Below are 24,006 nucleotides of genomic sequence, written 5' to 3'. Positions count from 1 at the left end.
CGTGCAGTAAATACCGAGCCTTCACGCACGCATTTGTTTTCGCCTACTCATATTTCATAGGAGCTTGATATGGCCGATTTTATTTCCGGCGTCGGACCGCTGTTTGGCCCCGATTTCGTTGTGGTCACGGTCAACGATGAAACAGGAACGAGATTTGATGTGCAGGTCTATCCTGATGCGCACAATCCCGAGCTGAGGCAAGCCGGGTTGCCCACCCAGTACTACTTCCAGCCCGCGCAGGTCTTCCTGGCGCGCAAGCAGAGCTCGCCGCAAGACTTTGATTTCGAGATGACTCTCTTCAAAGGTCTGGGTTCGGAGGAAGCCAACATAACTCCTGAAGAGCTCGCCGGCGCCTCAACCGAGATAGGCGGTGGCTTTTGCACGTTCTCCACCACGTTCGCGATCCCGCCGAGCGTGATCGAAGGTGTCATCGCCAAACTGAAGAGCCGCGAGCACCCCGCGCCGATCCCGCGGTTGGGTCGCTTCTTCAATCATCAATCGGGTGACCCCGACCCCGGGCTGGGCATCGTGCCCATCACCAACAGCACCGTGGTGTGCGCGGTGCAAGACCCCAGCGTCACCGGCGGCAAGATCCTGATGACCGCTCAGTACAGCCAGAAGGGCAGCATCGAGCAACACGGCATAAGCACTTTTCTCATCTCCTGCAATCTGTTCGCCGCGGGTGAGATCGCCTCAGCGCTCAAGGCGGGCGCCTCGCCGCCATTCACCGTCACCAACATCCTCAAGGAGGCGTTCTACGTCAATGCCGTGACGGTCGAGGTCAATGTCGACGTCGACAAGGTCTATGACTCGTTCTCCTTCGCGGTCCAGGCGGGCGGCTTCCTCGGCATCGACGAAATTTCCGCCAGCGCGGCCTGGTCCTCGTGCATCACCTCAGGAGGTGTGACAACGCACATCACCCAGAACGGATCCGTTCTCGATGCCTCCACGGCGAAGTGGGTCAACGAGAATGTCGACGCCATGAAGAAGACCGCGATGGATCTGGTCAAGCAGGAGATCTTCGACTGGGACCCGTCCAAGGCCGACTCCAAGGCCGCGACGTCGGGGCGCGGCTGGTTCAGCGAAGTCTTCGGCGGTGCTGCGGTGTCACTGAAGTCTGATCATGAGCGACGTGGTGTGCATTTCCAACAGACGCTGATCCTCGACGAGACCATCTCGGTCGAAACCGCAGTGACGGGAGACCTCAACGACCTGCTGCCGGCGGTGCGCGCCAACCTCAACAAGTACCTGTTCGTCATTGATATCGGCGAATTCTTCAAGAAAGTTCAGGTGGTCGGCACCTGCGCGGTGAACTTTGGCGAAAAGCTGCCGGATGGTACCGACCTGCGGGACCCGCTCGTCGCTGTTGAGCTCGAAGCCGGTTACCCCGACTTTTCCAGTCCGGTCGAGAATGGGCAAGTCAATCTGCGGATGCTGAACCAGGGCCAGCACTATGTGCAGGGACAAAGCGTTCCCAAGGGGCCTGTTTCGCCGGCGATTTGGAAGGCTGAGAACAGCAGCGATTTCGTGAGCTATTCTTTCCTGCGTCTGGACAACCCGGTGCAAGGTTGGCCGAAGGACCAAGTCAAACTGCGTCGCAAACTTGTCTTCGATGGACTTGACCCCCGGGTGAACCTTTCCCCGTCGATCGCCCCGCACGATCCGGCCATAGCCGAGATCGAAGAGCTCACCACCGATCATGGACCGATTCTCACCGCTGCGGCAGTCGGATATGTGTTCGTCCGGTTTGCGGTTACGCCGCTCAAGCTTCCGCCGAACGTCAGCGTCACGATCACGCCGAAGATCGGCAACGATACCTACCCGGAGATCGTGGTGACGAAGGCGAATGTGACCAACGCCATCTGGGAGGTATTCTCGGACAAATACATCCAGGAGACCAAATTTACGTACACGATGACGGTCGAGGTCGATGGTCCCAATTTCACCGATGACCCGGTGATCTACTCCACGCCCGAGCCTGTTTCGGTGGCGATCCCACAAGGACACATCAAGTACTTCCCGCAGCTGAAGACGCCGTTGCCGAGCGCGCCCGCTGACAAGAAGGCCCTTATCGACGTCTATGTGAAAGCGGCCCAGACCGCACCCGCGTGACCGGCTCTGCCCCTGGGCATGGCGCGTCATGCCTGCGCTGTCGTCAGCTTGGGAGGATGCCGTGGAAGAAGAGATCAACATAGCCTTCGACATGTTCCTGGCCGCAAGGCAGGCGCCATGGATCGTAAGGCGCAACGGCACCGCCCTCGCTGATGCGGGTGGCATAAAATTGCCGGCGGGAGCAATGGATCTGCCGCGGCTGGACGAGGTGTTTCCGGCTCATCTGCTGTCGGCGGACAAGCAGAGAGGCTGGTTCTTGCCGGATTTCATGCTGGTCGACGCCGACCCGGCGTTTCGCTTTGATGTGGTTCAGCAAGCAGGCGAAGTCACCCCCGATGGCAAGCCGGTCAATCAGGCGACGCTGGCACTTTCGTTCCGGACCGAAATTCCCGCCAACGTCAAGCATGTGCTGACGAGCCCGGACGCCCCGGCGCGCGTGACGATCGTGCCTGACCCGCATCCCGTCGCGACTCTGTCGGTGCCCGTCACGGCTCAGGATGGTTCGGTGCATCCGCTGATCACGCAAGGCGCGGTGACGCCTCAATCCGACGGCACTTACCTGGCGACATTTGCTCTGTCACAGGGCGCCGTAGAGGCGGCCTACGAGCGGCTGACCGATCTCGGCGGCGCGACACTCGAACTGTCTTTGAACTACAGCGCTTGGCAAACGGTGTTCGCCTTCATTCCCGACGTCGGGTTTCCGCATCCGACCCCATTGTTCCATGGCTGGCACTTCCAGGCATTCGGCGACGGAACCTCGCCAGTGATCGAGCAGCTCAATGTCTTCCCCGGCGGCTATCATTTTTTTCCGGTGACGGTAAGCTATCCTCCATCCCCGCCAACGCGGTCACTGCCGCTGGGTCTGTCCTTCGCTACCGATGCCTATCGCGCACGGTTCAGGATCACGACGCGAGACGGCCACACCCGGCCCATCATCGACGCCGGCGATCTCAGCGAATTCGCCACCGTCCGCTCGGAATATCGCGAGCTCACCTCGCTGGGAGATGTCCAGGCGCAATATCCGTCGCTTCGGCGGCTCTATCTTGGCCAGGTCAGCGGCACCGTCGTCGCGCTGCCGATGAACTACGGTATCGTGCACGGAGCCACAGGCCTTGCCGCCAAATGCGATTCCATCATCGATCCATCGAGCAATCTCACCGGCAGCCGCTTCCACTTCACCTTCACCGTTGCTCCGGTGGTGGACCCGATTGATTGGGCCAGGCTCGCGGCCGCGCTGCCGGGTGCGCCCGAGGCCGCAGGGCGCGGCTTGCGATTGACCTTGCCGGATGGACTGGACCCGCGCCATCCGTCAATGCTCAATGGATTTCCCTCGGCGACGGCAGCGTTCGCGGACGGAATCACGCCGCACACCGTCAGGGTCTCGGTCGACATCGCCGATGACCATGCCACACCTGCACTCACGAATGTCAGTCTGTTCCTGGCCGAACTCGAAACGGCCGGGGAGGCACCCCTGTTCGCGAACATGGCCGTCCGTCTCGACGATTTTTTCAACCAGCCGGTTCAGACCCAGGCGACGCTGAACCTGCACCAGACTGCCGGCTCCGACGATCTCAGCTCCGTTATCGTGCCTGGATCGCCGCCCGCTGCCGTGGTCACCAACAAGGGCCGGTTCGATCTCACCCTGCAGCGATTTGCGCTGTTGCCCCAGCTTGGTGTCACCGCACTCAACGACAAGGTCCTTGCGACGGGCCAGTCGACCACGTTGAGCGCAGACGCAACTGGCGCCACCTCCGTCGCTGTCGTCCGCTCCCTCGTCGTGCCCGATCCGATTCCCAGGAAGGCGATGCTCGAGTTCATCTCGTTCAATACTCAAACCGTGCAGCAGGTCCAGCATCCCCTCACTGTTCACGCTGCGATCAACTTCGCCGCCGCCGGGATCACTGCCATCGACGTGGCGTTCAGCCTTGCCGAAGCGCCTGCTCTGCCTGTGCCCCGGCTGACCCTGACTGCCTCGCACACGATAGACTTCGTCAACGTGTTGATCCCTGTCGACTCCGCCATCACCGGCCTCGAGACGACAGTCACGCTGGATATCACCACGTCCAGCGGCCAACGCACCGTCACCGTCACCCACGATTTCGTCGACGAGCCCACCCTGACCATCACCAACACTACGATCGCGTGAGGCGATTCCGACTGAGTTGCGCCGCACCCGGCGTTCTAAAGGAGGCAGATCATGACGGACGACGTTCTTCCGGCTGGCCCGATTTTCGGTCCCGACTTCGTTGCGATCAGCCTCGACGATGGCAGTGGTGCCAAGCTCGATGTTCCGATCTATCCGGACGCCAACAATGTTCAGCTGAGGGACGCAGGCCTCGCCGCCATATTCTATTTTCAGCCTGTAAGGGTCTTCCTGGCCAGTCGACCAGGCTCGGGTCGCCCTGACTTCTCCATGAGAGCCATGGTCAAGCGCAGCAGCGTTGCCGGTGCTCCCCAGGTCGAATTCGTTGGTGGATCATGCACTTTCAGCACCACTTTCGCGCTCGGTGACGCCATGCTCAATTCGATTCTGGCGGAGCTCATGTCGCATCGTCAGGTGCCGCCGCCCGACAGGATTGCTGCGCTCTTCAACCACGAGAGCGCCGACCCCGATCCAGAGCTGCGCATGGTCCCCATTTTGCACAACACCGTCTCATGCACGGTCCCGCGGCCTGAGCCCGGTTCGGCCTTCCTGACCGTTCAACCCAGCCAGATCGGAAGTATCGAAATGCACGCGCGCACCACCTTTCTGGTGTCTTGCAACGCGGCGGCTACGGAAGAAATTGTCGGCAATCTCAGGAACGGATCCTCGCCACCGTTTGTCGTGACCAACACGCTCACCCAACAATTCAGCACAGGCGGAGCCGAGCTGTCAGTGGAGATCGTTCTTGATGCGGCAAAACTTCATGACGCATTCGCGTCTGCTCTGCCGCAGGGCGATTCGCGCGCGATAGCAGGGGCCATCCCGAATACGGCTTACAGCACGGGCCTCGGCAATGGTGCGGTCGTCACTCACATCACCGAAGGCGACAGCCGAAGCGTGGATCCGAGCTTGAAAGGCTGGATCGAATTGAGCAACCCCGTCAAGAGCGCTGCGATCGCCGCAGCAAAGGAGCAACTGTTCGATGTCGGTCCTGAGGTGCCGGCTCCAGCCGATTCCGGTTGGTGGAACGACGTGTTCGGAGGGGCCACGGCCTCGTTGAAGCCAACGCGTCCCCCGGCGGGAACGACCATCTCACAGACCGTCGCGCTCAGTGGTCCCATTTCCACCGAGCAGACCGTCGTGGGCCAGTTCGAGTCGCTGGCCGCCGCGGCGAAGGCCAGCATCGATACCTATCTCACGGTCATCGATATGGGCGGGTTCGGGTGATACCGTGGTCCGGGGTGACCTATCGCAAAGGACTACCCCATCATCCCCCTGACCATCGGGACCACCTTGCGCCCGTAGAGCTCGATGCTTCGCATCAACTTCTCGTGCGGCAGAGGTCCCGCCGAGTACTTCAACTGAAACCGCGCGAGGCCGAGCGTCCTGGCCGTCTTCGCGATCTTGCGTGCCACCGTTTCCGGTGAGCCGACATAGAGCGAGCCGTGCTCGGCCTCGCTGACGAACTCGTCGCTAGACATCGGCGGCCAGCCGCGCTCGCGGCCGATGCGGTCGCGCATGGCCTTGTAGTCAAGCCAGAGCTCTTCGCGCGCCTGCTCGTCCGTTTCGGCGACATAGCCGGGTGAATGCACGCCGATCTGCTGCGCAGGCCGGCCGAATTCCTTGAAGGCCCGGTGATAGAGATCGACATAGGGCGCGAAGCGCTCTGGATCGCCGCCGATGATGGCAAGCATCAGGGGCAGATCGTAATGCGCGGCGCGCACCACCGATTTCGGACTGCCGCCGACGCCGATCCAGGTCTTGAGCTGGCCGTTCTCGACCGGTGGATAGACCAGCTGGTCCTTCAGCGGCGGGCGCAGTTTGCCCTGCCATGTCACCGGCTGCTGCGACAGCAGGGCCGCGAACAGATCGAGCTTCTCCTCGAACAGCTCCTCGTATTTGCGCAGGTCGAAGCCGAACAGTGGGAAGGATTCGGTAAACGAGCCGCGGCCGAGGATGACCTCGGCGCGTCCGCTCGAAAGTGCATCGAGCGTCGCAAAGCGCTGGAACACGCGGATGGGATCGTCCGAGCTCAGCACCGTCAAGGCCGAGCCGAGATGGATGCGCTTGGTGCGCGAGGCGATCGCGGCCAGCACGGTCTCGGGCGATGAGATCGCAAAGTCAGACCGGTGGTGCTCGCCGAGACCGATGAAGTCGAGGCCGAGTTCGTCGGCCAGCACCGCCTCGTCGACGAGATTGCGGATGACCTGCGCGTGGGGAAGCAAGGCGCCGGAGGCATCCTTGGTGACGTCGCCAAAGGTATCCAGTCCGAATTCGAGCGGTGCGGTCATCGATCAGATCTCTGCGGGGAATGCCGGACATTTAAGTGCCGGGCGTCGTACCACAAGCACGCTTTCGGAAATGCTCGGTTTCCGTTTGGTTGGTCTACCGCCACATCCCCCGCATCCGCGCGCCGATGTCGATCTTCGGTCCTTGCGATGTAGCGCGCGGGCCAGCCGCGGCGGCCTTCGGCCAGGCCGCGCGCTCGAACAGATAGACCAGCTGCTCCGGGATGAAGCGGGTGCGCGAGGCATAGACGTGGCGGTCGCCCTTGGCGGCCTGGCCGTGCACGAAGAAGCGCTGCGGCACGACGAGATGCAGATCGTCCTTGGCGCGCGTCATCGCGACATAGAGCAGGCGGCGCTCCTCCTCCAGCTCGGCCGAGGTGCCGGCGCCGAGATCGGAGGGCATGCAGCCGTCGACGACGTTGAGCACGAACACGGACTTCCACTCCTGGCCCTTGGCCGAGTGGATCGTGGAGAGGATCAGATAATCCTCGTCGCGCAGGGGCGGCCCGGATTTGTCGCTGGTCGCATCCGGCGGATCGAGCGTGAGCTCGGTCAGAAATTTCTCGCGCGAGGAATAGCCGCTCGCGATCTGCTCGAGCTGCATCAGATCGGCGCGGCGCGTCTCGGAATCCTCATGGATGCGATCGAGATGCGGCTCGTACCAGAGACGCACGCGCTCGAGATCCACAGGCCATTCCGAGTAGCGCAAATTCTCGACCGTGCGGACGAAGCTGGTCCAGTCATCGCCGGTGCGCGCCGGCACCGGGAGATGGGCGAGCGCGTGCAGCGGGTCCATACTCTCTGCCATCTGGTCGAGCACGCGCTGCGCGGTAGCGGGGCCGATTCCAGGCAATAGATGCAGGATGCGGAAACCCGCGACGCGATCGCGCGGGTTCTCGGCAAAGCGCAGCAAGGCCAGCACGTCCTTGACATGCGCGGCGTCGAGGAATTTCAGCCCGCCGAACTTCACAAACGGAATGTTGCGGCGGGTCAGCTCGATCTCCAGCGGACCCGAATGCGAGGAGGTACGGAACAGCACCGCCTGGTGCTTGAGCAGCGCGCCTTGCTCGCGGTTCGCCAGCACCTGCTCGACGATGTAGCGCGCCTGGTCAGTCTCGTCATGCACGGTGACGAGCTGCGGTCTTTGGGTGGAGGTGCGATCGGTCCAGAGGTTCTTGGTGAAGCGCTCGCGGGCCAGGCCAATGACGCCGTTGGCCGCCGCCAGCACCGCTTGCGTCGAGCGGTAATTGCGGTCGAGCGTGATCGTCTCGGCGCGCGGCGAGAAGCTCTGCGGAAAATCCAGGATATTGCGCACGGTGGCGGCGCGGAATGAATAGATCGACTGCGCATCGTCGCCGACGACGGTGAGCCCGCGTCCATCAGGCTTCAGGGCCAAAAGGATCGAGGACTGCAGGCGATTGGTGTCCTGATATTCGTCGACCAGCACATGATCGAAGCGGCCGCCGATCTCTTCTGCAATGAGCGCATCGCTCATCATCTGCGACCAGTAGAGCAGGAGGTCGTCGTAATCGAGCACGTGCTGGGCCTGCTTGGCCTCGACGTAAGCCGCAAACAGCCCGTTCAGCTCGGCGGCCCAGCCCGTGCACCAGGGATAGTGCTGACCGAGCACCTTCTCGATCTCCATCTCGGCATTGACGCAGCGCGAGTAGATCGACAGGCAGGTGCCCTTGGCCGGAAAGCGGCTCTCCGTCTTCGACAGCCCGCGCTCGTGCCGGACCAGATTCATCAGGTCGGCGGAATCCTCGCGGTCGTGGATGGTGAAGGCGGGATCGACGCCGATGCGCTCGGCATATTCGCGCAGGAGACGCGCGCCGATGCCGTGGAAGGTGCCGGCCCAGGTCAGCGCATCGCGCATGATCGCGGCAATGTTCTCACCCAGCACCTTGCGCGCGATGCGCTCGACGCGGCCGGCCATCTCGGCGGCGGCGCGGCGGGAGAACGTCATCAGCAGGATGCGGCGCGGATCGGCGCCGGCGACGATCAGATGCGCGACGCGGTGGGCGAGCGTATTGGTCTTGCCGGAACCGGCGCCGGCAATGACGAGCAGCGGCGCGCCCACGGTCGTGCCGTCGGCCACGCCATGCTCCACGGCGCGGCGCTGCTCCGCATTGAGCGTGTCCAGATATGACGTCACGAATCGCCCCGATGAAGCGGTCAGAATCAACGATCCCCGCGCGAATCGCAATGCGGCTGGACGCGAGTGGCGCGAGGATTTAGGGGAGAGGGCAGCTCAAGTTCCAATCCGAGGGATTGCAGACATGGCCGAATCCCGGCCCCGCATGGATACGCCGACGTCCGGCAAGTCGTGACGGCGCTTCTGTCCATCATCCCCCAGTTGCTGTCGCGCCGAACCCATCGGCCGGCACGTAAAGCTTGACGGGCCGGATCTCGTAAACCGCACTCGGATTGACCTCACGCAGCTTCCGTGCAGCCGCGATCGCCTCTTCATCCGTGTCGTAGTTGACGAGGTGGAAGCCCAGAAGCTGCTCCTTGGTCTCGGCAAACGGGCCATCCAGCACGATGCCGGCGCCGGGGCCGCGCAAGGTGCGGGCCTTTTTGGTATCGTCGAGACGAGCGGCCGGCCCGAGATGTCCGCTGGCCCGCAGGGGCGCCTGAACCTCGATGACCTTGGCCACGACGGCGGCGTCCTGCTGCGGCGTCCAGGACAACATCTCATCTTCCACGTGATAGGCCAGGATCGCGTAAAGCATTGTTACCTCGCTCGTTCTTGGGGGCGCCGCCGGAAGGATGTAGCACCGCCGCCGATGCCGGCAATAGCTGTGCGCCAATATTGCGTCGCGGCGATGCTGACGAAACCATTCTGAAACCCGATTGCCGGCCGGTGGCGTGAACGCCGGCCAAAGGCGGGGCGACTGATGGCCACCAAGAGCAATCAAAGGGCTATCGGAGGCGGCAATGTCGGGTCAAACCATCAAGATCATCTGCGACGCGCGGCGGGCGGGGAAGTCGGAGCCGGCTGATCTGCACGATCAGGCAGGCCATCACCGCTATTACGGAAGCTCGGTCGAGAATGGCGGCGAGCGCATCGTCGAGAGCCGCCGCGGCAAACGCCCGTCCGTGCTCGCGATCTTCGGCTTCTGAATCGCGCTTTCAGCCGGCATCGTCAGGGCGCGCTCAGCACCTGCTTGACGAGGGCTTCGCGCAGCGCCGCCAACTCGCCGCTCGCCTCCATCTGCGCAATCACCTGTCCAACCTTCGGCACGAGGTCGCGGTGGCGTTCGTGCAGGTAATGGAAGATGCTGATACGCTCGAGCGGCGGCGAGAGCGGATAGATTCTTGCTTGCAGATTGAGCTTGCGGACAGCGGCCAGCCCGCTGAAGAGGTCGGTGACCACCACGTCGAAACGATCGGCATCGAGCATCGCGATCATATTCTCGAGGCCAGCTGTTGCCGTGACACGGTCCATGCCGCGCGTGCCGGCTTCCGACGAGCCGACGCCGCGGACGATGCCGATGCGGTAGTCCCGGATCGAATTCCAGCCGTCCACGACGAAATGGAGTTTGGTCGTGAACACGGACGGCTCGATGTAGTTGATCGCGGGCGTCACCTGCAGCAGCGTCGGATAGTCGCGCGACAGCGTTCCGATGCGCTGGATTTCGCCGTCGACCTCGCCGGCACTCGACAGCGCGAGCGCCCGCTTGCCGGGGACGTCGACAAATTCGAGCTTGATGTTCAGCTTGGCGTAGACGGAGCGAAGCATTTCGCCGCCGACATATTGATCCGGGATGTCGGCGATCCGGGCCAGCCGGATTACCGACTGCGCCTGGGCCGAGCCGGCTGCAAACAGCGACAGGCAGACGAAGATGATCCGCCACATGAGCGCGCCTCGGCCGTTTTGCTACCCTTGAGTTCCGATACGAGCGTGATCTACCGGAGATGGCGGTTGCGCGAAGCCAGAACGCTCACTGCTCGCCCGCCATGGGCGCGAATCCGGGATATCACCGATGACATTCTAGCACGCGAAGTGGTAGTTTGCGCTGGCATCCTGCTGCTGGGCGCAAGATATGACCCCGCCGACCTCAGATCGCCCAAGGGCCGACAGGATTGCTGCGCGCACCGCGTGCTGAGGGAGATCAAAATCGTAAAATCGCGTGCGGCTGCGATCGGCAGGCCGAAGAGGAGTGCCGCCATTTTCCGGGACGGGGTGCATGGGCAACGCAGGTAAAGAGAGTCCGGATCGCAGCCGCGCTGTCGCGCCGGCGGCGGCGAAGCAGGATTTGAGCGGCATCGGAGCTGCATTCGCGTCCCCGATGCTCGCGACCTTGTCGTCGCGGGCATTCAACTGGTCGCGCAGCGGTATCGGGCCACGCCTGCTTGCGGCCGTGCTTCTGTTCTCATCGCTCGTGACGCTGACCCTGACTGCGCTCCAGCTCTATCTGGACTACGATCGCGAAGTCGGCATGATCGAGACAAGGCTCGGGGAGATCGGTCGCAGCACCACCGGCAGCCTCGGCGAGAGTCTGTGGAGTCTCGACCAGAACCAGCTCAAGCTTCAGCTCGAAGGAATCCTGCGGCTGCCTGGTCTGCGCGCCGCCGAGGTCCGCGAGATCGCCGATCGGCCCAATCCTATCAGTGTCGCCGTCGGCGAACGAGGTCGCCGCTCGGTCGTCACGCGCGACTATCCTCTGACTTACATGGTTCAAGGGACCGCGCGCCCGATCGGCGTGCTCCATGTCGAGGCGACGCTCAGCGACGTCTATCAGCAATTGCTGAACCGGGCCCTCGTCATCCTGGCAAGTCAGGCGGCAAAGACGTTCCTCGTCTCGCTGTTCATCATCTATATGTTCCACCTTCTGGTGACGCGGCACCTGGTCGCCATCGCCGAGTTCGTCAGCAAATACAATCTGGCGCGGCCGCCTCCGCCATTGCATCTGGAGCGCCGGCCGCCTTCCGACCCCGACGAGCTGGACAAGGTGGTCGACGCATTCAATGCCATGTGCGCCAACCTCGGGCATGCCTATGACGAGCTGCGCGAGGCCAATGCTATCCTCGATCGTGACCTGAAGATCCGCCAGCGCGCCGAAGAGGATGCGCGCGCGAGCGAGCAGCGCTTTCGCGACTATGCCGAGACCGCCTCCGACTGGTTCTGGGAAACCGGACCGGATCACGTCTTCACCTACATCTCGGACCGGGCCGGTGCTTTCGGAACGGACCACCGGGCCATGCTCGGCAAGCGACGCCCGGATGCCGCCTTCGACCAGAACGCCGAATTGGAGAAATGGCGCGACCACATGGCGACGCTGGATCGTCACGAGCCGTTCCGGAAGTTCGAATATCGCGGCCGCGATGCGGCCGGGCGTCCGCGCTATTTCAGCGTCAACGGCCAGCCTGTGTTTGGCGACGACGGACGTTTCATGGGCTATCGCGGCTCGGCCACCGATCTCACCGCACAGCGCGAGGCCGAGGAGCGGCTTCGCCAGTCCCAGAAGATGGATGCGATCGGTCAGCTCACGGGTGGCGTCGCGCACGACTTCAACAACGTGCTGACGGTCATCACCGGGACCATCGAGATCATCCAGGAAGGGCTCGCGGACAAGCCCGAGCTCGCCGCGGTCGCCCAGCTCATCGACGACGCGGCCGCGCGCGGTGCCGAGATCACCTCGCAGCTCCTGACCTTCGCGCGGCGCCAGCCGCTGGAGCCGCGAGAGATCGATATCAACGCTCTCGTCGCCGAGACGGCGAAGCTGCTGCGGCCGACCCTCGGCGAGCATGTCGAGATCATGATGCGTCTCGACGACGATGCGTGGCCGGCCATGGCCGATCCGTCGCAGCTTTCGTCGGCGATCGTCAATCTCGCCGTCAACGCGCGCGATGCAATGCCGGATGGCGGCAGGCTCACGCTCGAGACCGCAAACCGGGAATTCAACGGCACCGACAATGATGACGGCGAAGCCGGCGCTTACGTCATGATCGCGGTGGCCGACACCGGGCACGGCATTCCTGCCGAGATTCGCGAGCGCGTGTTCGAGCCGTTCTTCACCACCAAGGGCGTCGGTCGCGGCACCGGACTTGGGCTGAGCATGGTCTACGGCTTCGCCAAGCAGACCGGTGGCACCGTCACGATCGAGAGCGAGGAGGGACGCGGCACGGTGATCAGGCTGTTCCTGCCGCGATCGGCAGGCGATGCGACGGCGAGGACGGGGCCGGCGACGATGCCGGCGCCGACGCGTGGACACGAGACCATTCTCGTGGTCGAGGATGATCCGCTGGTGCAAGGCTACGTCATCGCCCAGCTCGGCAGCCTCGGCTATCGCACGCTGACGGCCAACGATGGCGCAACCGCGCTGGCGTTGGTCGACCGGGGCGCGAGTTTCGATCTTCTGTTTACTGATATCATCATGCCCGGCGGCATGAACGGGCGGGAATTGGCAGATGCCATCCAGCTCCGCCTGCCTGACGTGCGGGTGCTCTACACCTCCGGCTATACCGACAACGCGATCGTCCACGGGGGGCAGCTCGATCCCGGCGTGGCGCTGCTGCGCAAGCCCTACCGCAAGGCCGACCTGTCGCGGAAGATCCGGGAGGTGCTCGGGGGCGAGCGCTCTGAGAAGGGCGCGAGGTCCGCGTAAATGGCCCGACAAAAGAAAAGGCGCGGCGGGGAAATCCCCNCCCCGTCGCGCCCGATTTCTTGCTCGCTGGTCCAGGGCTGAGAGCGCCCCGATGCCAAGCCCTAGCTAGAGCCTAGCGGGCGATCCCAGCGAGGTGACAGCGCTTGGAAAAAGACACTGGATCACCTCCTTTCGTTGATTGCGGGAGCCCTCAATATAGGGTGGACGGCTGTACCTGTTAAGGGGCGGCGGTGCGGAACCGGCCCCCTGTGCGCACGGGCGGAAAGCCGTCGAAAGCGACCCCGCGGCAGTTGAGACCGCCGCCCGGCCGTGTTAGGGAGCGACTTACGCGGGTGTAGCTCAATGGTAGAGCAGCAGCCTTCCAAGCTGAATACGAGGGTTCGATTCCCTTCACCCGCTCCAACGCTTAGCCGGATTATGGCCTAGAGTTTTACAGCCGGTTTTACAGTTTTTGTTCCGGCCTCGTTCATTTGCTCAATCAGCGCCTTGGTCAAGGCCGTGCGGTTGACGTACCGCCGAATGATTTTTTCAACGCTCTCTTCGTCCCAAGCCATGATCTCGGCGATCGATCGAATTGGGATGCCGGCGACATCAAGCAGGCCACGCATGGTTCGGATGACCATCCCCTGAAGATCGGAGACATCGAAAGCCGAGCGGAGGCGAGCTATTCTACTTTTCTGATTTTCTTTTCGAGGTGCCCGTTTTTTTGCTCGTGAACCAGCTGGCTTAGCGATGTCTCATTGAGATGATGGAGCACTTCAGCCAACTTTGCTGTCTCCGGGTGGCCGGCGGCAAAGGTGTTGCCGTAAATCTTGCGCAGTGTGCGAATGAGGGTGTTGCCATGCTTCTTGCTGATCTCACCGTTCTTGTCACGGTGGCGGTCGTCGATGGACATCGCGCCCTCCCTTATATTTTGTGCTTGCTCGGGCAGCCTAACGTCATTAGGTCGGCGGCATGAACCCTAATGGTCCCGCAGACGAGTCGCAGAGTTACGGCAAAGAAATTGCCGTAGTCTCGCTCCTCTCAACCAAGGGTCGAGCATTAGGGCGTTCAGTTCCTCGGTGCGGCGCGCCAGCCGTATTCCTGATGCGGAATCGTGGAGGTAATGTCAGCGTCTCTGCTAGCCGACAGGCGCCAGGCTGCCACCCCAAAGCACAAAGTCAGGGTCAGGGCGACGGCAAGCAGAAGCATCGAGACGAACTGGCTCACGCGCGTGAGGCCCGCAAATTTGAGCTACTGGGAGCGAGCACGGCGGATCGATTCGAACAACACAGACAAGCTGACCTAATCGCGGGATTTCCCCAGCGCAATGAGGCGGCGCGTCCGTTAGGTCTAGGATAAGGAGGCCCGGCCCGCGGCAGTAATGCTGTACTCGACTTCACCTGAAGCTAGCGGGTTGGCCTCGACGAGACCAAGCTCCACCAGTCGAGCGACGATCTCATGATCGAACAGCGGAGTGCTGATCCACGGCTCAGCGGACAATTGCTTCAGGAAAGCGCGCTCGACCTCAGTCAGATCCATAGTTGCCTTTCTGGAGACAACTCGCGGCATCTCGCTGTCATTCCGCTCCCGAAGTAGCCCGAGCCCTGTCAGGAAGGACCGAAAGCGCTTATCAGCCCAATCGCGATGGGGACCAGGCCAACGACAGTCCACAGGGCAGGCGAACTGGAGCCGACGCCAACAACTAAAATCCAGACGCCGAAGCCTACGATGACTGCCGAAATGACGTAGGCGAGAGCTTTTTCCATTGTTCGATCCACAAGCAACAACGGACCGATTGCACTTCTAGGACTCGGCGCGAGCCGAAACGTTCCAACGCGCGCCGAGGGACAAGTCTGAGGGTTGGCGCCAAAACTACTTCACCCGCCGGCTTCGCTTGGCGAGCCTCACCCCGGCACCCCCACCGTTCTCTGGGCTGAACTAACCGGCTGCACAAGGAACGGTGGAGGCTGAACTGAGCGGCCCTTGATGGGGCGCGGCCCGCCGGTTCACGCTCGCGGATATGTGCACTCATTTGTGAACTGCTTCACAGCGTCCCAGCGTTGGAGGGATTGCAGTGCTCCTTTCGGTCTGCGGAGCCGAGGTCTCGATCTACACAGGAGGAGTTATGAAGCTCATTCTTTCAATCTTCATCATCCTTCCGACGAGCGCTTTCGCCAACGATTGTCCCGGATTTTTGAACTACGTGAAGGCCAATTCGCAGCTGAAGCAAGTCAGTAACAGCCAGATTCAGTGCTTTGTGACCAAGCCGCCCAAGCAGCACATTAAGGTATTCACTTTTACGTCCGGCAACGTGACCGTCGCTTGCACAAGGTCGGGATCTTATCCTTACCGACAATTGTCCTGCTCCGACGGCGGCCGAACCTTCGGAAGGTCCCTCAACAACTGAGAATGGCAATCGGTCAACCGCGCCGACGTGTCCGAATTATCGAACCCTAAGGCGCCAGGAACGCGCGCGAGCTACTGCGCGTCGTGGGATGTAATTCGGCGTCAGACAGCTCGCCGCTCCCTTTAGTCCAACTGGCGCTTGAGGATTGCGATCGTCGCCAGAAGGTTGTCCCGCCGATTCCGCAGGTTTCGGGCAAGGGTAGAGTATGTCGGCTCAGCGACGTCATGGACCCGGGTCCGCGCTTCTTCATGGGCGATGTCGGTTTCCAGCAGTTCGATCCGCCTTTGAAGGTCGGCAACCAACACTTTCATTTTGAGAGCGGTCTTGTCGGTGTGAGTCTCGAAACGGGATGACGTCTCCATCTGTCTGCTCCGGTTTGGCACGGACTGACGATCGCCGCGCGGTCCTGAGCCGTAACTGGCAACATGCGGGCCAACGGCTCCCAGCAAGACGCGAAGATCGTCCTAACTAACCCTTGACGAGCGCGCGGCGGCGGAAGTCCTGGGCGGCATCAGCACGACGTCGAAAGGTCGCGCGCAAAGTAGCGCATCTAGGACGGATCGAAGGAGCTCACTGCGGCCCTTCGCAGCCACTCAGTGCAGCGTAGTTTGAACTGGTGCGTTAGGAAGCCGCAACCGCGCCTTGCAGGAGGAAGCGCAGCGACGTTATCCGGCGCCTCGATCAATTCCGGCAACCAAGCAGCGCTCGTGACGGCGGTGCTCGAAGGTGCGCTGCTGGTCGGTCCCTGGGCCTTCGTGCCGGTAACCGAGGCTGAAATGACCTCGCCGTAGATCGCGTCCAAAAGCATGCTCAACATTGACCACCGTACCCGTTATTGATTGGCAATCCGCCGAATCCTTGCCAAACCTGCCATCTTCGCGAAGCGCCACCCGAAGGTTGAGCGCCTGTGGTATTCACTATCGCTGGGTGCAGCTCTGCCCGCTGGGAAAAAATGGCAAAGTTGAGGCCGTCAAGGATACATCGGATTAGAATGCCGATTATCCCCGTTATACACTGAGTCCCGTTTGGGGTTCTGGGTGCTTATTTGGGAGGGTCAATCATGGCAAGTGTTCAACCATTGCACAGACGGGAAGGTGTCAATCTAGTTCAACTTGAGGCGGACATTAGTTCGATACGCTCGGGAAGCTCTGTCGCTTCCATTGCTCTGCCTGATTATGTCGAGCACACCGCGGGGGTGACGCGCGTTGGCGCGCTCAGCGCGGAGGCGGTCATTCGCGACTATGAGTCCGCCGCAAAGGAGATCGAGGCTATGGGCACCGAGTTGATCGACGCCGCACAAAAATGCGAGGCGCTGACGGCGCAGGTCCATGATGCGATAGCCTTCATGCGCGAAACGGCGGCCGGGTATCGTGAAGAAGGACGGAAGATCTTCAAGCGCATCGAAGAATGCGCGTTGTTCACCGAAGACGTTCGCAAGACATGCGAACAGGTCAAGCGCAGAATGGCAGAAGTCTCCGTCGGCGAGTCTCCGAGGCCGGAGCTTGCGGAGCTGGAGCCCGAGACGGAAGGCGCATAGCGCGCAGAGGCGTAGGGCGGGTTACGCCGCGCGGATTCCTCTTCGCGCAATCCGCAGGGCTAACCCGCCCAGGCTCGCGACGACGGCTCGCCGCGGACCGGCGGATTACGGACAGCGAGCATTAGGTTTCCAAGGTTACGTGGCGAAGGTCTTTTCTTCCTCAGTCGGCTAGAACTGATCCTCGTTGCGTCCCGTCCGCGTGATAGATGTGCGTCCCCCGCGCACGAGGTGCCCATAAGCAGCGCGAGCCGCTCGCGCCATGCGCAACCGGCGCGGGCCCCGAAGTCCTCAAGCACCAGATAGATGTCGCGGTCCAGTCTATCGAGCGGCACGGTCGAGGGCGAGGCACGCATACGCGTACTCCAACTGCGGAGAGACGGCCCCGGCTGGGGCTGGGGGTAAGGCCGGGGCCGCTCCGCCAGCCCGGCGGCGGGCTGGCAAGGCTCAGAAGCGCACACCGCGGCCGTCGTTTTTTCCTGCCGCCGTTGGGGTCATGTTTGCCCCAGCAGGGTTCCCAAGTTCAATATTGAACCAAGCGGTCTGTGGTAGTTTACGACCATCACCGGCCGAGGCTCTGCCCGTAGGCGTCGGTGGCTGAGAGACCGAGAGCGCTCCGCCTGCATAACAGGGAGCGCCGCCATGCCGGTCTTTCGACCCATTCCCATTGACGCCGATCAGGCAGAGCATATGCGCCAGGTCGCGCAGAAGTCGCGCGAACTTCTGAGCGAGCCCGCTCCGGACACAATCTTGGGCCGCAAGGCGCAGGAGCCGTTTCCGGATGAAGATCCAATGGAACGCGCCGATGTTCAGAACCTGATCCGCAGCGAATTACAGCCGCCGCAAGAGTAAGGCCGCCTCGGTTGGCGGCCTCTTCGGCCCACCGGTTCACGTTGGGGGCCTATCTCTTCGATCACGTCGTATTCGAAAGCGACGCCTTCCGGATCGTTCTGCTCGAACCACATTTCCGCGGCATTCACAGTAGCGAAAACCTTGATGTGGTCCTTGTCGCCGACCTGCTTGGCGGTGTTGACGTATATGAAGACGGTCATTGGTCCCTCTGCAGATTGGTCGCCAGAGATCTCGGTCGCACAGTCTGGCATCACAGCGTTATCCCACTGAATTGAACGATGGTGAAACCATCAGCACTTGGGGATGATTGACGTCCGAACCACATGTCTGGCTCGGAACGCTCGATTGGAAACAGCGATGATGCGGTCGGTTTTGGTCCTGGGCTTATTGCTTAATTTGAGTGTTGCGGGGAATGCTGCCACGGTGCAACGCTCAACACCACCATTGCGCGCGCGCCCGCAAGTGTTCGTTCCCCACAGTCAACTCGTCCCTCCCGGTCAAGGCGTGGCGACTCCCGGCTTCGCCGTCCCCGGTTGGACCGACGAGGCCACCCGGCGATGGCTGGACAGCCCCACGGCCTGCTTAGGCTGTGGCGGATAGCCCGCCACGCTGTGGCCCCTTGTCTGCCGAGTAGTCGGCGGCGAAGGATAGAACGAGGCGGAGGCCGCTCGCGCTGGGACGGCATATCCAAACGCAACTACCCTGCTGTGGCGCTAGTTTTAAAACGCACGAGCGCAGTTCTTTCTTAACCGCCTCAGCCGGGGTAGTTTATTCTGCCTTGAAGGGGTGTGTTGGCGACGCTGATTGCCGCCAGCATCGAGCCGAGATCTATTGTCGTTCCTCGAATTTGCTGCAGCGAGGATCGCCTCGCTTCACCCGGCGAAGCTCCTGGAACGACGGCCCGTCGCACTGGAGCAGTGTGTATTCTTTGTATGATGGGGGCGGCACGCGCCAGCAAAGCGCCTCACCAGCGGGCACTGTGTACGTATCCCCCACGCCGGTAATATAGTTGCAGGCCGACACAGGCCTTTTGACCTTCTCTTGATCTTGTGCGTGAGCCTGAGCTAGCGAAGCCACTGCGAAGAACGCTACCGACAAAACGCGCATTATTCTCTCCTCTCGCGACAGCAAACATTCAGGGGTCCGAAGCATCGATCGGCTTGGGCGCAGGGAAGAGATCGGTCGGGGACGTAAGAAATTCCCGGATTCGGCGGCGGCCTCAAAGCGGAGCGAGAATCTGCCAGATGACCAGAAGCACCACGATCATCAGCATGGCATAAACCCAATCCGCGCGAACATCGTCGGGCCGCGCTCCAGCGGGGGCCGCATCGCCTAACGGTTATCAACGGCATCTGGGCGGACTGGATTCCTGTCTAGCTTGGTGGGTTTTGAGAGGCTATCGGCGTTGCATGCACGCATGCACGTAATCCTTCATGCCGGAATCCAGCGCGCTCCGGCTGAGGCCCATGGACATGGCCTCCTCTTTGCACCTTTCTCTCTTTGCTTCGAGCTGCGGATGGATTGCTTCGGCGCACTGAAGGCGGAAGGGGCCGGGGGGATATTGTCGGCAGTTTTGCGCCTGAGCGCTGGTGCTGCTTAGAACCATTGAGAAGGCAATCAGCGTGCGGACCACGTCAAAAAGGACGTCTTTCGCCATTTCACTTCTCCTTTCCCCCGATCGAAGCCGTGGTCGATTTCTTGTTGCGAGCGCCCGAGACCATGAAGCATCGGCGCTGAGTCTCACCGCACGCGCGACCGGCAGCGGCTCATGACCCATCGCCAGTGGTTGAGGCGGTAAGCTACGACGCGACCCGCCGGCTGCCACGTCGGCGGGTCTCTAACCGATTATCCAAAAAACGTCATGGCCGTGAGAGCCAAATCGGCGCCGAAATCTGATGCAAACGTCAGAAGAAGCCCGAGGGCGATACAGGCAGCGAAAATTGCGACAGCAACCTTAGACATAGTCATTTTTGCAATCCCTCTAAAAACGTTGGGAAGTGCAATTCCGAACATTGACTTAGCAAGGGCTATGCCGGCGATGTGTGAGGCAGTTCACACCAGACTGCTCGAACAAGCGAAAGTGACCCGCGCAGGGTGGCGCTGGGCAGCACCAATTTCTCGGAAAGCTTCCTGTCTCAGAGCTAGGGCCGAACGAGCGGCAAGTTTTACACCACGCCGCTAACCCATTGATACGACTTGATGCGGATAACAGCGGTTTTACAGCTAAGTCTCTCGCGCCCATGAATAAGCACAGCCTTCCAAGCTGAATCGAGGGTTCGATTCCCTTCACCCGCTCCAGCTTTTTCAGAGACTCGGCAATAGACATAGCGAGAGACTTGGCGAGAGACTTGGCGAGCGGTCAGTTTTTACCGTGACCACTGGGCTGCTTGACGCGTTCCGACGCGTCTTTCCGATCGCTTTCCGCGGGCCATCAGCGCCCGGCCCAGTGGACGAAGCGGCGCTCGATGACGAGGAAGATGAGGTTGAGCGAATAGCCCAGCGCGCCTGCGGCGAAGATGGCGGCATACATCGCGGGCATGTCGAACAGCTGCTGGGCTTCGAACACGCGCTGGCCGAGGCCGTCGGTCGAGCCGATGAACATCTCGGCGACGACGATGATGACCAGCGCCAGCGACACGCCGTTGCGCAATCCGACGAAGGTCTGTGGCAGCGATTCCCTGAGCATGACGTCGAACAGGACGCGCGCACGCGACGCGCCCATCACCTTGGCCGCCAGCAGCCGCGTCTTGCGCGCATTCATGACGCCATAGGCGACGTTGAACAGGATCACCAGGGCCGCGCCGAACGCCGCCACCGAGATCTTGGTGCGATCGCCGACGCCGAACAGCACCAGGAACAGCGGGAACATCGCCGAGGCCGGCGTCGAACGGAAGAAGTCGATGAGGAATTCGACCGAGCGGTAGACCTTTTCGGATGAGCCGAGCACGATGCCGAGCGGGATGGCGATGACGGCGGCAATCGCCGTCGAGGTGATGGTCCGCACCACCGTCCGGACGAAGTCGACTCCGAGCTTGCCGGACTGCATGCCCTCCCAGAGCGTGCGGAAAGTCGCAAGCGGCGAGGGCAACAGCACCGGATCGACCAGCTTGAGGAAGCTGACCAGCGACCAGATCGCCAGCAGGATGGCGATGCCGACGAGCGGCAGCAGGGCATTGGCGCGTTTCATCCGCGATGCACCTCGCGCTGGAATAGTTTCAGGCAATGCGCCTTGGTGGCGACAAAGCCGGGGTCGGACATGGTGCGATCGGTGCGCGGCCGGGGGGCGTCGAACGGAACGAATTCGACAACACGGGCCGGATGCCGCGACAGCAGCAGAACATGGTCGGACAGATAGACGGCCTCCTCGAGGTCGTGCGACACCAGCACCATGGTCGTCGCCGTCTCCATGAACACGCGCTGCAGCTGCTCGCGCATGAACAGCGTCATTTCATAGTCGAGCGCGGAGAACGGCTCGTCCAGGAACAGGATTTCCGGCTCGACGATCAGCGCGCGCATGATCGAGACCAGCTGCTGCTGGCCGCCGGACAAATGATAGGGATAGAGCGACAGATCGACCTTGACGCCGAGATGCGCGACCAGGCGCTCGACGCGCCGGTCGCGCTCGCGCTTGGCAATGCCCATCAGCTTGAGCGGGTAGGCGATGTTGTCGAAGGCGCGCAGCCAGGGGAACAGCGCTTCGCGATAGTTCTGGAAGACATAGCCGAACTTGACCTTGCTGACCGGCCGGCCGTCGAACAGCACTTCGCCCGCGTCCATCGGCACCAGGCCGGCGATCATGTTGATCAGCGTGCTCTTGCCGCATCCGTTCGGCCCGAACACCGAAATCAGCTTGCCGCGAGGAATGTCGAAATCGAAATTGTCGTAGATGACGGCGTCCGTGTAACCCTTGCAAAGTCCGCGGATGGTGACGTGAGGCGCGGTCCTGTGCGACTCGTCGTGGGTGCCGGTCGGCCGGCTCGGGACGGCGCTGCTCACGCGGGGCTCAAAACTTCTGCAGGAACTTGGTGGCGTCGACCTTTTCGGGGATGACGCCGATCGACGCGCCGAAATCCGCCAGCGTTTGCAGATCGGCGATCTGCTCCTTGCTCATGTCCGATGCCATCACGTAACCGAGCATCGGCACCATGTCGACGACGTTATCGGGCGTGAAGGTGTTCTTGGCGAGATGCTTGCGGGCCTCGTCCGGATTGGCGTTGATGAATGCGATCGCCTTGGCCCAGGCCGCAGCGAAGCGCTTGGCGACATCCGGCCGCTTCTGGACGAAGTCGCTGGTCACCGCGCAGCCGGCCGCGTAGGCATTGGCGCTTTCGCTGCCCAGGATGTATTTCGAGATCACGCCGGCCTCGAGCGAGCGGGCGACGCCGGCCTTGATCATCATGGATGCATTCGGCTCGAGCGTGTATCCGCCGTCGAAGCTGCCCGAGGTCATCGCATTGACGTGCTGGCCCATGTCGAGCTGATCGATGGTGTAGTCACCGTCCTTCAGTCCGTTCTTGGCAAGGATGGCCTTGGCGGTGTTCAGGTTGGCAGGTCCCGGCGCCGACATCAGCTTGGCGCCCTTGAGATCGGCGATCGAGTTCGCGGGAAAGCCGTTGCGGACGACGAATTGCTCCATCTTCCAGGTCCTGGTCTGGCTGTTGAGCGCGATGTACATCGCAACGCCCGGCTTCTTGACGTTGGCGTTCAGCCCCTCGATCGTGACGAGGACGGCGGACACCTCGATCTGGTTGGTCATGAGCGCCGCGACATTGGCCGGCCCGCCCATCAGCTTGGTCATCTCCGGCTCGATGTTCTGCTCCCTGAAGAACCCACGCTCGAGCGCGACGAAATAGGGCAGGGACGAGCTGAGCGGGAAGACGCCGACCGAAACCTTGTCCTGCGCTCGCGCGGGATCTGCAAGCCCGGCCATGCTCGCGAGCAGGAGGATTGCGGCGAGCGTCTTCGTCGTCCAGTTCATGGGGATGTCCGTCCGGAGGGTTCGATTTGATGAGCGTTGGCGAAATGAAGGGAGGACGGGACGCATTGCGGCCGTCCTCCCCTTGGGTCACTTCTTCATCGCTTCGATGACGGCGAAGCTGTAGGCGCCTTCGGGCTTCTTGGTGATGACGGGATCGGAACCGCCCGACATCAGCGTCGCCACCGTACGCTCATAGTCCTTGACGTCGAGCTTGCCGTCGGCGTCCCCAAGCAGCTTGGCGATCTCGCCCATCATCCGCTTCTGATCCTTCTCGGTCTTGGCGCCGGTCGTGTCGGCGGCGAGGATGATCTTCACGGCCTCATCGGGATGCGCCTTGGCATATTCCCAGCCCTTCATCGAGGCCTTCACGAACTTCGCCATCTTGGCGACGAAGGCGGGGTCCTTCAGGTTCTTCTCCAGCACGTAGAGGCCGTCCTCCAGCGTTGCGACGCCTTCGTCCTCGTATTTGAAGACGACGAGCTGGCTCGGCTTGTAGCCGCCGTCGATCACCTGCCAATACTCGTTGTAGGTCATGGTCGAGACGCAGTCGGCCTGCTTCTGCAGGATCGGGTCGACGTTGAAGCCCTGCTTGATCACCTTGACGCCGCCCGGCGAGCCGTCGGTCTTGAAGCCGAGCTTCGACATCCAGGACAGGAACGGATATTCGTTGCCGCCGTACCAGACGCCGAGCGTCTTGCCCTTGAGATCGGCCGGCTTCTTGATGCCGGTGTCGGCGCGGCAGGTCAGCTCCAGGCCGCTCTTCTTGAAAGTCTGCGAGATGTTGACGAGCGGCACGCCCTTCTCGCGCGAGGCGAGCGCGGACGGCATCCAGTCGACGGTCACGTCGGCGCCGCCGCCGGCGATCACCTGCGGGGGCGCCACATCAGGGCCGCCCGGCTTGATGGTGACGTCGAGGCCGGCTTCCTTGTAGAAGCCCTTGTCCCTGGCGACGAAGTAGCCGGCAAACTGCGCCTGGGCAACCCATTTGAGCTGGATGGTGACGGGTTCGGCTGCTTGTGCGTTCGAAAGCGTCAGGCCGAGCGAAAGACCTGCGGCCAGTGCCAATGCGTGCTTCATGCAAGACTCCAAATTCAACGTG

The 24,006-nt window shown here is 62.0% G+C and carries 24 protein-coding genes and 1 tRNA gene; 9 read left to right on the top strand and 16 right to left on the bottom strand.

Going from position 1 to position 24,006, the window contains the following annotated elements; all coding sequences use genetic code 11:
- The first annotated feature begins 69 nt into the window (after positions 1-69).
- Entirely contained in the window at positions 70-2,112 is a 2,043-nt protein-coding gene (locus AOQ71_RS11030) for a hypothetical protein (RefSeq protein ID WP_057745813.1), read from the top strand.
- Positions 2,113-2,155: 43 nt separating this feature from the next.
- On the opposite strand, the gene AOQ71_RS45905 is transcribed toward AOQ71_RS11030, so the two are convergent.
- The gene (locus AOQ71_RS45905; RefSeq protein WP_162268347.1) at positions 2,156-2,335 is read right to left on the bottom strand and encodes a hypothetical protein; all 180 of its coding nucleotides are present in this window, start codon (positions 2,333-2,335) and stop codon (positions 2,156-2,158) included.
- 45 nt (positions 2,336-2,380) lie between these two features.
- Here AOQ71_RS45905 and AOQ71_RS11025 point away from each other — a divergent pair, with 45 nt between their 5' ends.
- Together AOQ71_RS11025 and AOQ71_RS11020 are read left to right on the top strand one after the other, a co-directional pair.
- The gene (locus tag AOQ71_RS11025) at positions 2,381-4,258 is read left to right on the top strand and encodes a hypothetical protein (protein ID WP_162268346.1); all 1,878 of its coding nucleotides are present in this window, start codon (positions 2,381-2,383) and stop codon (positions 4,256-4,258) included.
- 51 nt (positions 4,259-4,309) lie between these two features.
- Complete coding sequence (locus AOQ71_RS11020; RefSeq protein ID WP_057745808.1) at positions 4,310-5,482, top strand: hypothetical protein; 1,173 nt, start codon at positions 4,310-4,312, stop codon at positions 5,480-5,482.
- Positions 5,483-5,514: 32 nt separating this feature from the next.
- Here AOQ71_RS11020 and AOQ71_RS11015 read toward each other — a convergent pair whose 3' ends face one another.
- The 3 genes from AOQ71_RS11015 to AOQ71_RS11005 all read right to left on the bottom strand — a co-directional run bounded on the left by AOQ71_RS11015 (position 5,515) and on the right by AOQ71_RS11005 (position 9,275).
- Entirely contained in the window at positions 5,515-6,546 is a 1,032-nt protein-coding gene (locus tag AOQ71_RS11015) for an LLM class flavin-dependent oxidoreductase (protein ID WP_057745804.1), read from the bottom strand.
- Positions 6,547-6,640: 94 nt separating this feature from the next.
- Positions 6,641-8,698, bottom strand: a complete 2,058-nt coding sequence (locus tag AOQ71_RS11010; RefSeq protein ID WP_057745933.1) for an ATP-dependent helicase — start codon at positions 8,696-8,698, stop codon at positions 6,641-6,643.
- Between the two features lie 190 nt (positions 8,699-8,888).
- The gene (locus AOQ71_RS11005) at positions 8,889-9,275 is read right to left on the bottom strand and encodes a YciI family protein (protein WP_057745801.1); all 387 of its coding nucleotides are present in this window, start codon (positions 9,273-9,275) and stop codon (positions 8,889-8,891) included.
- 205 nt (positions 9,276-9,480) lie between these two features.
- On the opposite strand from AOQ71_RS11005, the gene AOQ71_RS11000 reads away from it, so the two are divergent.
- Complete coding sequence (locus AOQ71_RS11000) at positions 9,481-9,666, top strand: hypothetical protein (protein WP_057745799.1); 186 nt, start codon at positions 9,481-9,483, stop codon at positions 9,664-9,666.
- A 22-nt stretch (positions 9,667-9,688) separates the two neighbouring features.
- Here AOQ71_RS11000 and AOQ71_RS10995 read toward each other — a convergent pair whose 3' ends face one another.
- A complete protein-coding gene (locus AOQ71_RS10995) occupies positions 9,689-10,402 on the bottom strand; it encodes a substrate-binding periplasmic protein (protein ID WP_057745796.1) in 714 nt (237 codons plus the stop codon).
- Between the two features lie 331 nt (positions 10,403-10,733).
- Here AOQ71_RS10995 and AOQ71_RS10990 point away from each other — a divergent pair, with 331 nt between their 5' ends.
- A complete protein-coding gene (locus AOQ71_RS10990; protein ID WP_057745793.1) occupies positions 10,734-13,154 on the top strand; it encodes an ATP-binding protein in 2,421 nt (806 codons plus the stop codon).
- A gap of 328 nt (positions 13,155-13,482) precedes the next feature.
- A tRNA-Gly gene (locus AOQ71_RS10985) sits at positions 13,483-13,556 on the top strand.
- A 20-nt stretch (positions 13,557-13,576) separates the two neighbouring features.
- Here the strand turns inward: AOQ71_RS10985 and AOQ71_RS10980 are convergent.
- From AOQ71_RS10980 to AOQ71_RS10960, 5 genes are all read right to left on the bottom strand, one after another.
- Positions 13,577-13,762, bottom strand: coding sequence for a hypothetical protein (locus AOQ71_RS10980; RefSeq protein WP_157083481.1), 186 nt, complete (start codon positions 13,760-13,762; stop codon positions 13,577-13,579).
- Between the two features lie 56 nt (positions 13,763-13,818).
- On the bottom strand, positions 13,819-14,049 hold the full coding sequence (locus tag AOQ71_RS10975) for a hypothetical protein (protein WP_157083480.1): 231 nt from the start codon (positions 14,047-14,049) through the stop codon (positions 13,819-13,821).
- 437 nt (positions 14,050-14,486) lie between these two features.
- Positions 14,487-14,675, bottom strand: coding sequence for a hypothetical protein (locus AOQ71_RS10970; RefSeq protein WP_057745930.1), 189 nt, complete (start codon positions 14,673-14,675; stop codon positions 14,487-14,489).
- Between the two features lie 68 nt (positions 14,676-14,743).
- Complete coding sequence (locus AOQ71_RS46270) at positions 14,744-14,902, bottom strand: hypothetical protein (protein ID WP_167353972.1); 159 nt, start codon at positions 14,900-14,902, stop codon at positions 14,744-14,746.
- Between the two features lie 763 nt (positions 14,903-15,665).
- Positions 15,666-15,905 carry a hypothetical protein gene (locus AOQ71_RS10960; RefSeq protein ID WP_057745781.1) on the bottom strand — a complete coding sequence of 80 codons (240 nt, stop codon included), beginning with the start codon at positions 15,903-15,905 and terminating at the stop codon, positions 15,666-15,668.
- 234 nt (positions 15,906-16,139) lie between these two features.
- Here AOQ71_RS10960 and AOQ71_RS46625 point away from each other — a divergent pair, with 234 nt between their 5' ends.
- The 3 genes from AOQ71_RS46625 to AOQ71_RS43050 all read left to right on the top strand — a co-directional run bounded on the left by AOQ71_RS46625 (position 16,140) and on the right by AOQ71_RS43050 (position 17,929).
- The gene (locus AOQ71_RS46625) at positions 16,140-16,334 is read left to right on the top strand and encodes a hypothetical protein (protein WP_157083479.1); all 195 of its coding nucleotides are present in this window, start codon (positions 16,140-16,142) and stop codon (positions 16,332-16,334) included.
- A gap of 269 nt (positions 16,335-16,603) precedes the next feature.
- Positions 16,604-17,080 carry a hypothetical protein gene (locus AOQ71_RS10950; protein WP_057745774.1) on the top strand — a complete coding sequence of 159 codons (477 nt, stop codon included), beginning with the start codon at positions 16,604-16,606 and terminating at the stop codon, positions 17,078-17,080.
- Positions 17,081-17,719: 639 nt separating this feature from the next.
- Positions 17,720-17,929 carry a hypothetical protein gene (locus AOQ71_RS43050; protein WP_083514115.1) on the top strand — a complete coding sequence of 70 codons (210 nt, stop codon included), beginning with the start codon at positions 17,720-17,722 and terminating at the stop codon, positions 17,927-17,929.
- Here AOQ71_RS43050 and AOQ71_RS43045 read toward each other — a convergent pair.
- The 6 genes from AOQ71_RS43045 to AOQ71_RS10920 form a co-directional block, all read right to left on the bottom strand.
- A complete protein-coding gene (locus AOQ71_RS43045) occupies positions 17,887-18,129 on the bottom strand; it encodes a hypothetical protein (protein WP_083514114.1) in 243 nt (80 codons plus the stop codon). The two genes, AOQ71_RS43050 and AOQ71_RS43045, sit on opposite strands and share 43 nt — an antisense overlap.
- A 1,196-nt stretch (positions 18,130-19,325) precedes the next feature.
- Entirely contained in the window at positions 19,326-19,586 is a 261-nt protein-coding gene (locus tag AOQ71_RS10940; protein ID WP_057745766.1) for a hypothetical protein, read from the bottom strand.
- 774 nt (positions 19,587-20,360) lie between these two features.
- On the bottom strand, positions 20,361-21,116 hold the full coding sequence (locus AOQ71_RS10935) for an ABC transporter permease (protein WP_057745763.1): 756 nt from the start codon (positions 21,114-21,116) through the stop codon (positions 20,361-20,363).
- Positions 21,113-21,925, bottom strand: a complete 813-nt coding sequence (locus AOQ71_RS10930) for an ABC transporter ATP-binding protein (RefSeq protein WP_057745759.1) — start codon at positions 21,923-21,925, stop codon at positions 21,113-21,115. The genes AOQ71_RS10935 and AOQ71_RS10930 overlap by 4 nt, the downstream gene beginning before the upstream one ends.
- A 7-nt stretch (positions 21,926-21,932) precedes the next feature.
- Positions 21,933-22,907, bottom strand: coding sequence for an ABC transporter substrate-binding protein (locus AOQ71_RS10925; protein ID WP_057745756.1), 975 nt, complete (start codon positions 22,905-22,907; stop codon positions 21,933-21,935).
- An 87-nt stretch (positions 22,908-22,994) separates the two neighbouring features.
- Entirely contained in the window at positions 22,995-23,984 is a 990-nt protein-coding gene (locus AOQ71_RS10920; protein ID WP_057745753.1) for an ABC transporter substrate-binding protein, read from the bottom strand.
- Between the last annotated feature and the right edge of the window lie 22 nt (positions 23,985-24,006).

It is taken from the genome of Bradyrhizobium manausense (assembly GCF_001440035.1).
GTDB classification, from domain to species: domain Bacteria; phylum Pseudomonadota; class Alphaproteobacteria; order Rhizobiales; family Xanthobacteraceae; genus Bradyrhizobium; species Bradyrhizobium manausense.
This window is presented reverse-complemented; position numbering and strand designations above follow the sequence as displayed.